The organism is Timonella senegalensis JC301, assembly GCF_000312125.1.
Lineage (GTDB): Bacteria > Actinomycetota > Actinomycetes > Actinomycetales > Cellulomonadaceae > Timonella > Timonella senegalensis.
The window spans coordinates 283510-290316 of sequence record NZ_HE978643.1; the positions used below are offsets into that span (position 1 = coordinate 283510).

Here is a 6807-nt window from a genome sequence, read left to right on the forward strand (position 1 = left end):
CGGCCAACCTGGACTTGCTGCTCGCTCAGCTCTCCGACATCGCAGTGGAACACCGTGCGGCGCGGTTCGTGTGCGCTGCCGCTCTGGTCACCCCTGACGGGGTCGAGCACGTGGAGCGCGGAACCCTTGATGGCACGCTCTTGTTTGAGCGCGCGGGTAGCGGCGGCTTCGGCTACGACCCAATCCTGCGCCCAGACGGTGAGGACCGCTCGTGCGCGCAGTTGAGCGCAGATGAGAAGAATGCGATCAGCCACCGGGGCAAGGCGTTCCGCCTGCTTGCGCCCCACATTGCGGCGCTGTTCTCCTGACCTGGTGTAATCGGCTCCCGCTAGAGGGAGGAGCGTCCTGCGCGCTTGGATTCGATCAGCGCCCAGATGGCGCGCCAGCCCACGAGGCTGAGTGTTAGGAACCCGAGAGCAACAAGCGGGAAGCCGCCGTTGATCGTGTCGCCCAGCAGGACGCGCAGTCCGAGGCCACCCGCCCACGTGATGAGCGCCAGCAGGATGGCGGCCGGCCACACCTGGAGTGCCCGGGGCGTGCCCTGTGCTGTACGCGTCCACTGCCTGGTTGTTACCCACGCGATGACGAGGGCGAGAAGGAACGGCAACGCGGTCCCGAGGACTCCCACGAGGGTGTTCTGCTCATCATGAGTGGAGCGCCCGGAAGCGGCGAAGATCAGGACAATGGCGATGTCGAGGAGTGCCCAGATGGCGGTTCTTTTCACGGTGCAACTTTATCCCACGCTCGCGGTCGGCCAAGGCCTACTGGCCACGCTCGGCGGACCCGCCGGGAACTCCGCCTGCCATACGAAATTGACCCGCCCACTACGATGGAACAAATGCACCTCATCGCCAGAGACCTCGAGTTTCGTTACCCCGGACGCACCATCTTCGATGGACTGAGCCTGCGGGTGTCCCAAGGGGCCCGTCTCGCGCTCGTCGGAGAGAATGGCTCCGGCAAGACCACCCTGCTACGCGTGCTCGCAGGCGAACTCGTGCCACAGGGTGGTACGACCACACTTGACGGCTCGTTCTCCTATGTTCCTCAGGAACTCGAAGTCGTGGGCACTGGGACCATCGGCGACGAAGTGGCTCAGTCACTCGCGTCGCTTCGAGCAGCGGTGGCTGAACTCGAACGTGCCGCAGAGCAGTTTAACCACGAGACCGGTTCACTCGCACAGTACTCCGAGGTTCTGGCGCGTATCGAGGCCCTCGAGGCTTGGGATGCGGAGCGCCGGGTTGACGAGGCCCTGACTCGACTCGGTGCGATTCGCGAATACTCCCGTCCGATGGCGCAACTGTCCGTGGGGGAGCGCTACAGAGTGCGCCTGGCATGCACGCTCGCTGAGCGTAGAGACATCCTTCTGCTGGACGAGCCCACCAACCACCTCGACGAGCAGGCGATCGGCTACCTCACACAGGTCATGAAGACCTGGCATGGTGCCGTAGTCGTGGTGACGCACGACCGCATGCTTCTTGACGATGTGGCAACCGCGATTCTTGACCTCGACCCCTCAATGGACGGTAAGCCCGTGCTCTATGGGCAGCCGGGTTACATGTCCTACCGGTTCGCCAAATCCGAGGCCTGGCGCAGGTGGAATCAGCGATACCGTGCCGAACGCAAGCGCGCGATCGCACTGGAACACAGGCTCGACCAGTCGTACGAGGGGCTCTCGGACGAGTGGCGCCCGCCCAAGGGCTCCCAGAAACACCGACGAGGGACGCGTGCGCGCATCCACGTAAAGGCCGCCGACAGGCTCGTGGAGAAGCTCAAGGCTGAGGCTGTGGACATTCCCCCGCCGCCGCCCGTGCTCAACTTCCCGGACCTCCCCACGATGAACCCGGGCTGGGACCCCGGTTCACCGATCATTGACGTTCGAAACATTGCGGTTGAGGGCAACGGCCGAACCCGGCTCGATCTTCCGGCCCAGCGCCTCACCGTGGCGCCGGCATCGAGACTGCTCATCACGGGCGCCAACGGCACCGGCAAGTCCACACTCATGCGGGTGCTCGCCGGAACGCTCGAGCCCACCCGCGGCTACCGCACTGCCCTCGGGGACGCGCGCATTGGCGTGGTGACGCAGGAGAGCAACATCGGCCGGCTCGTACGGCCGGACGAGAACCCGAGCTGCTTTGACCTGTATGCGCGGCTCGCGCTCGAACTCCTGCAGTCGGGAAAGCTCGACCCCAACAACGTGGTTCCCGTGGCGTACCTGGGCCTGCTGTCCGAGGAGACCCTCGACCGGCCCATCCGTGAACTCTCCGTAGGGCAGCGCAAGCGGTTCGAACTCGCGTGCGCTCTCCTCGCAATGCCGAACGTTTTGCTGCTCGACGAGCCCACCAACCACCTGTCGATTGACCTCGTGGACGACCTCACACAGGCACTCATGAAGACTTCTGCCGCGGTCATCGTGGCCACCCATGATCGCCGGATGCGTGCTGACTTCGAGGACTGGCCTGAACTGGTCTTGAAGTAACGGTCTGAAGCGGCGGGCTCAAGCAACCGTCGCTCGGGTGGCGTGTCTTGTTGCTAGATCAGTCGTCCCACGTGGGCGAGCGCCTGACGCAGGAGCACGTCCTGGCCGCCCTGCATCTCAGCCAGAACCTCGGTCGAGATGGCTTCCTCCGGGGTGACCCACGAGAGGTCGAGCGCATTGTGTTGCGGGTGGCAGTCGCCGCGCACAGGAACCACGTAGGCGAGGGACACGGCGTGCTGGCGGGGGTCGTGGTACGAGGTGATTCCCGGGATCGGGAAATACTCGGCAACGGTGAATGGCTGGGGCGACGCGGGGATGAGAGGCAGAGCCACAGGGCCAAGATCCTTCTCAATGTGACGAAGAAGGGCATCGCGAATACGTTCGTGATACATCACGCGCCCTGATACCAGTGCGCGGGTCATGTGCCCGGACTCGGTCGCGCGCAGGAGCAGACCCACGGCGATCACGTCCCCGGCCTCATCGACTCGCACGGGTACGGCGTCAACGTACAAGATGGGAAGCTGCGCCCGCGCGACCGCGATTTCCGTGGCAGAGAGCCAGCCGGCAGGCTTGGAAAAGTCGTCAGGAAAGTCGCGTGGTGCAAAATCAGCTGTATCAGTCACACCCCGGTTCTATCGTTTTTTTGGCTTCGGTGCGCGCTGGCACGCGTTGTTTTGAGGCATTCGTGGCTGGTATTCGCCAACAGCCGAAAACATTTGGAATAACTTTCGGCCCTGTAGTGTCTTACTTAGCAGAAACCCGCGCGTCCCCGTGGCGCCGACCCACGCCGTCATTGCGCCGCCACAGACGTGGGATTCATCAGGCGCATATTCCGGCCGGAGACGGCCACTTAGGAGGAACCCATGGCAACTCACGAACTGACCGAAGCTGGCTTCGCAGACGTCATCAACAACAACGACATCGTGCTCGTGGACTTCTGGGCGGAGTGGTGCGGCCCATGCCGTATGTTCTCTCCGGTCTACGAGAAGTCCTCGGAAACCAACGCTGACGTTTACCACGGCAAGGTGGACACCGAGGCTGAGCAGAACCTCGCCGCGCAGGCTGGAATCACCTCGATCCCAACCCTCATGGCTTTCCGCGAGGGCATCCTCGTGTTCTCCCAGGCGGGTGCTCTCCCAGCGCCTCAGCTCCAGCAGGTCGTTGATGCTGTGAAGGCACTGGACATGGACGACGTCCGCAAGCAGATCGCTGAGCAGGACGCAGCAGCGAACTGATCGCACACATAACGAGGGCGGGGCCCGAGAACTGATGTTCTCGGGCCCCGCCTTTTTGTGCAACCTTGGCTGGCCCCGTTGCAGACCCGCTGCGCGGACGTGAGACGCGGTGGCGGCTGCCCTCGCAGAGGCACGTAGCGCTTAGTCCTGTGCTGGGGTGCCCAGCGATTCGGGACGGATGTAGTCGTCTTCGTGGGCGATGACGTCCAGGTCCTGCTCGGACACAGGAACTGAGTTTCGACGATAGGTCAGGTCCGTGATGACACGTCCCTTTTCCAGCCCCTTGCGTTCAAAGCTGGTGAGCACACGACCCTCGAAGCGCCCCTGGCCCTCTACGCGGTCAAAGTAGGGGCTTGCGTCAATGACTTCGACCATCTGCTCCGCGTACTCGAGCCAGTCCGTAGCAAGGCGCCACGTTCCACCCTCCTTGAGGACGCGTGCGGCCTTCGGCGTGAACGCGGGCTGGATGAGGCGGCGCTTGTTATGGCGGGACTTGTGCCATGGGTCCGGGAAAAACACCCACAGCTCGTCAGCCTGACCTTGCGGGAAGTAGCGGCCCACAACCTCGGCGGCATCAGCCTGGATGATGCGAACGTTGTTGATGTCGCCCTTGCGCAGGCGGTACAGCGTGGACGCGATGCCGGGGCTGTACACCTCAACGGGCAGGAAGTTCGTGTCTGGGTGGGAGGCTGCAGCGTTGGCCACGCACTCGCCCTGGCCCGAGCCAATCTCGATAACCGTAGGGGCGCCCTCGCGGCCGAAAGCCGCGGCGATGTCGAGCTCAGCGTCGTGCGCCACAGAGGTGCGCGCGATCGAGCGGGGTGGCTCGATGATGTACTTCGGGCCGAGTTCCGCCCACGCGTCCTTTTGTCGTCCCTTGAGGCGCGCAGAACGGCCAGAGAACGACAGGATGCGGGCACGGTACTGCGGGGGAGTGCCCTCGGTGACGGGCGCAGAGGAGCCAGCCATATCGTCGGTAATCAACGAGTCCTGCGACGCAGAGTCTGGAGTTTCAGCGGGAGCGATGCTCTCGGACATTCGGGTTTCCTCAATCAACAGGGTGGTGGGCCGCTAGGCCCATACAAACAAAAACGGGTCTCACCTGCGTGAGACCCGTCATCGTGCGCGAGGGGGGACTTGAACCCCCACGTCATAAGACACTGGAACCTAAATCCAGCGCGTCTGCCAATTCCGCCACTCGCGCGCTTGAAATAGTGTACGCGAATTTATCAGGAGTCCAAACCAAGGTCTCGCCGCAGGCGGGCAACGTGGCCTGTGGCCTTGACGTTGTACAGCGCGTGCGTGATCACGAGGTCCTCGTTCAGAACGAAGGTCGAGCGGATGATCCCCATATAGGTGCGGCCGTAGTTCTTCTTCTCGCCGTAGGCGCCATAGGCAGTGGCCACGGCGTTGTCAGGGTCGGACAGGAGCGTGAAGTTGAGCGAGTCTGCTTCCTTAAAGCGCTCGAGCTTTTCCACCGAGTCAGGGGAGATACCCACCACCGTGTAGCCGGCACCTTTGAGGGAGGAGAGGGAGTCGCGGAAGTCACACGCCTGCTTGCTGCAGCCAGGCGTCATGGCCGCGGGATAGAAGTACAGCACGACCTTCTGGCCTTTGAGGTCGGACAACAGGACCTTTGAGCCGTCCGTGGACTCCAAAGCGAACTCAGGTGCGGTGGTGCCAACGTCAAGGCGGTTGCTCACGTTCTTCAGCTCCTATCAGAGCGCCCGCAGGGGGGCGTCAAGGTGGTGGATTGGTTCTCGTTTGAGTCTATCTGACGGGGCTGTAGCGGCCGGAAGATGTGGTCAGGACCTCCCTCGGTGTGATCAAGTCCGGATGGGAACTTGTATCCCTTCTCAGCCGTTGAACTGTTGGCTACGGTGACCGCGTAGGGAAATCACCCACGCTTCACCCGGCGAAATTCAGACAATTCTCATGTTTCGCAGTCAAGGTTATTAGGCGGGCCGATTCATTCACGGAACGGTCTGCGCAACACGGTTTCATCTGGAGTGCTCCCGCGACGCCCAGCGTGAGTGAAACTGCATGTAATTACCTATCGCGTGAGGAGGGTGAATGTCTCGACAGGCCAAAGGCCACGTGAGTTCCGCGCGCGAGCGCAGCTCGAACGAGGCCGTCGCACAGCCACAGCACGTAGGAGAAGACGACATGCTAGCCACAGCAGTTCGCAAGGAATCTGCCTTCCAAGTGGAGGAGTCGGAACAGGATTTCGACTTCGAAGTGACCGAGGAGCTCCTCGCGCTCGCAGGTGATTTGGATGGCTTGGGCGACCAGATTCGCTCGGGGAACATCCCAAACTCGCTCCTCGCCGACCTCTTCCACGCCGAGTCGCCCGAGGAAGACTAAGTGCCTCGCGCGGTGCATCAAGAAGGGCGCTAGTGGCCACGGACCGCTAGATCGCCTCGATTAGGCGAAACGCAAGATCTGCAGTAGAGTTTTTTCCTGTCGCGCCATTAGCTCAATAGGCAGAGCAACTGACTCTTAATCAGTGGGTTCGGGGTTCAAGTCCCTGATGGCGCACCACTTGGATGGGCCCGAGGAATTCCTCGGGCCCATTATTTTTTGCCTTCATTAGTGCCGGTGCGCGGCCCTGGAGACCAATCGGGACACGGCAAACGTGATGTGTTTTACAGTCTCTGACGCCCTTTCGAATTGGAGAATGCGGAAAGCGGTTGATAGAGTTTTTCCTGTCGCGCCATTAGCTCAATAGGCAGAGCAACTGACTCTTAATCAGTGGGTTCGGGGTTCAAGTCCCTGATGGCGCACTGTTGAGTTACAGCCCATAACCTGGACTGGAACTCATCGCCGCCGACACCGTGTAACCCACATTGTCGCGGCTGTCGAGGTCCTAGACTTCGGCTAGCGCCATTAGCTCAATAGGCAGAGCAACTGACTCTTAATCAGTGGGTTCGGGGTTCAAGTCCCTGATGGCGCACTTCACTTCCGTGCAGTGCTAAGGCGTTGCGTGAAAGTGAACATGAACGTTACAGCGTTCATGCGCCATTAGCTCAATAGGCAGAGCAACTGACTCTTAATCAGTGGGTTCGGGGTCCAAGTCCCTGATGGCGCACCACACAT

The 6807-nt window shown here is 61.8% G+C and carries 8 protein-coding genes and 5 tRNA genes; 8 read left to right on the plus strand and 5 right to left on the minus strand.

From position 1 onward, the window contains the following. The coding region (locus HGSM_RS09025; protein WP_040594918.1) for a non-canonical purine NTP pyrophosphatase at positions 1-308 on the plus strand (308 nt) is incomplete at its 5' end. 20 nt (positions 309-328) lie between these two features. Here HGSM_RS09025 and HGSM_RS09030 read toward each other — a convergent pair. Then, complete coding sequence (locus HGSM_RS09030; protein ID WP_019148431.1) at positions 329-724, minus strand: DUF3054 domain-containing protein; 396 nt, start codon at positions 722-724, stop codon at positions 329-331. Positions 725-838: 114 nt separating this feature from the next. Between HGSM_RS09030 and HGSM_RS09035 the strand changes: the two genes are divergently transcribed. After that, positions 839-2476, plus strand: coding sequence for an ABC-F family ATP-binding cassette domain-containing protein (locus tag HGSM_RS09035; RefSeq protein WP_019148432.1), 1638 nt, complete (start codon positions 839-841; stop codon positions 2474-2476). 53 nt (positions 2477-2529) lie between these two features. Here the strand turns inward: HGSM_RS09035 and HGSM_RS09040 are convergent, their stop codons facing one another. After that, entirely contained in the window at positions 2530-3099 is a 570-nt protein-coding gene (locus HGSM_RS09040) for an NUDIX hydrolase family protein (protein WP_019148433.1), read from the minus strand. A 240-nt stretch (positions 3100-3339) separates the two neighbouring features. Here HGSM_RS09040 and trxA point away from each other — a divergent pair, with 240 nt between their 5' ends. Further along, complete coding sequence (gene trxA / locus HGSM_RS09045) at positions 3340-3711, plus strand: thioredoxin (RefSeq protein ID WP_019148434.1); 372 nt, start codon at positions 3340-3342, stop codon at positions 3709-3711. A gap of 141 nt (positions 3712-3852) precedes the next feature. Here the strand turns inward: trxA and trmB are convergent, their stop codons facing one another. From trmB to bcp, 3 genes are all read right to left on the minus strand, one after another. Next, the gene (trmB, locus tag HGSM_RS09050) at positions 3853-4749 is read right to left on the minus strand and encodes a tRNA (guanosine(46)-N7)-methyltransferase TrmB (protein ID WP_019148435.1); all 897 of its coding nucleotides are present in this window, start codon (positions 4747-4749) and stop codon (positions 3853-3855) included. An 84-nt stretch (positions 4750-4833) separates the two neighbouring features. Then, positions 4834-4915, minus strand: a tRNA-Leu gene (locus HGSM_RS09055). 25 nt (positions 4916-4940) lie between these two features. Beyond that, positions 4941-5414: a thioredoxin-dependent thiol peroxidase gene (gene bcp, locus HGSM_RS09060; protein WP_019148436.1), complete on the minus strand. Its 474-nt coding sequence runs from the start codon at positions 5412-5414 to the stop codon at positions 4941-4943. A gap of 370 nt (positions 5415-5784) precedes the next feature. On the opposite strand from bcp, the gene HGSM_RS09065 reads away from it, so the two are divergent. The 5 genes from HGSM_RS09065 (at position 5785) to HGSM_RS09085 (ending at position 6802) form a co-directional block, all read left to right on the plus strand. Beyond that, positions 5785-6075 carry a hypothetical protein gene (locus tag HGSM_RS09065; RefSeq protein ID WP_019148437.1) on the plus strand — a complete coding sequence of 97 codons (291 nt, stop codon included), beginning with the start codon at positions 5785-5787 and terminating at the stop codon, positions 6073-6075. A 101-nt stretch (positions 6076-6176) separates the two neighbouring features. Then, a tRNA-Lys gene (locus tag HGSM_RS09070) sits at positions 6177-6252 on the plus strand. Positions 6253-6421: 169 nt separating this feature from the next. Next, positions 6422-6494, plus strand: a tRNA-Lys gene (locus HGSM_RS09075). Between the two features lie 97 nt (positions 6495-6591). Then, a tRNA-Lys gene (locus HGSM_RS09080) sits at positions 6592-6664 on the plus strand. A gap of 62 nt (positions 6665-6726) precedes the next feature. After that, positions 6727-6802 (plus strand) — tRNA-Lys (locus tag HGSM_RS09085). Positions 6803-6807 lie beyond the last annotated feature (5 nt).

Bases quoted from the DNA above. Each gene is read 5' to 3' on its own strand.
- trmB (WP_019148435.1), bottom strand. From the start codon at position 4,749: ATGTCCGAGAGCATCGCTCCCGCTGAAACTCCAGACTCTGCGTCGCAG.
- trxA (WP_019148434.1), top strand. From the start codon at position 3,340: ATGGCAACTCACGAACTGACCGAAGCTGGCTTCGCAGACGTCATCAAC.
- HGSM_RS09035 (WP_019148432.1), top strand. From the start codon at position 839: ATGCACCTCATCGCCAGAGACCTCGAGTTTCGTTACCCCGGACGCACC.
- HGSM_RS09065 (WP_019148437.1), top strand. From the start codon at position 5,785: ATGTCTCGACAGGCCAAAGGCCACGTGAGTTCCGCGCGCGAGCGCAGC.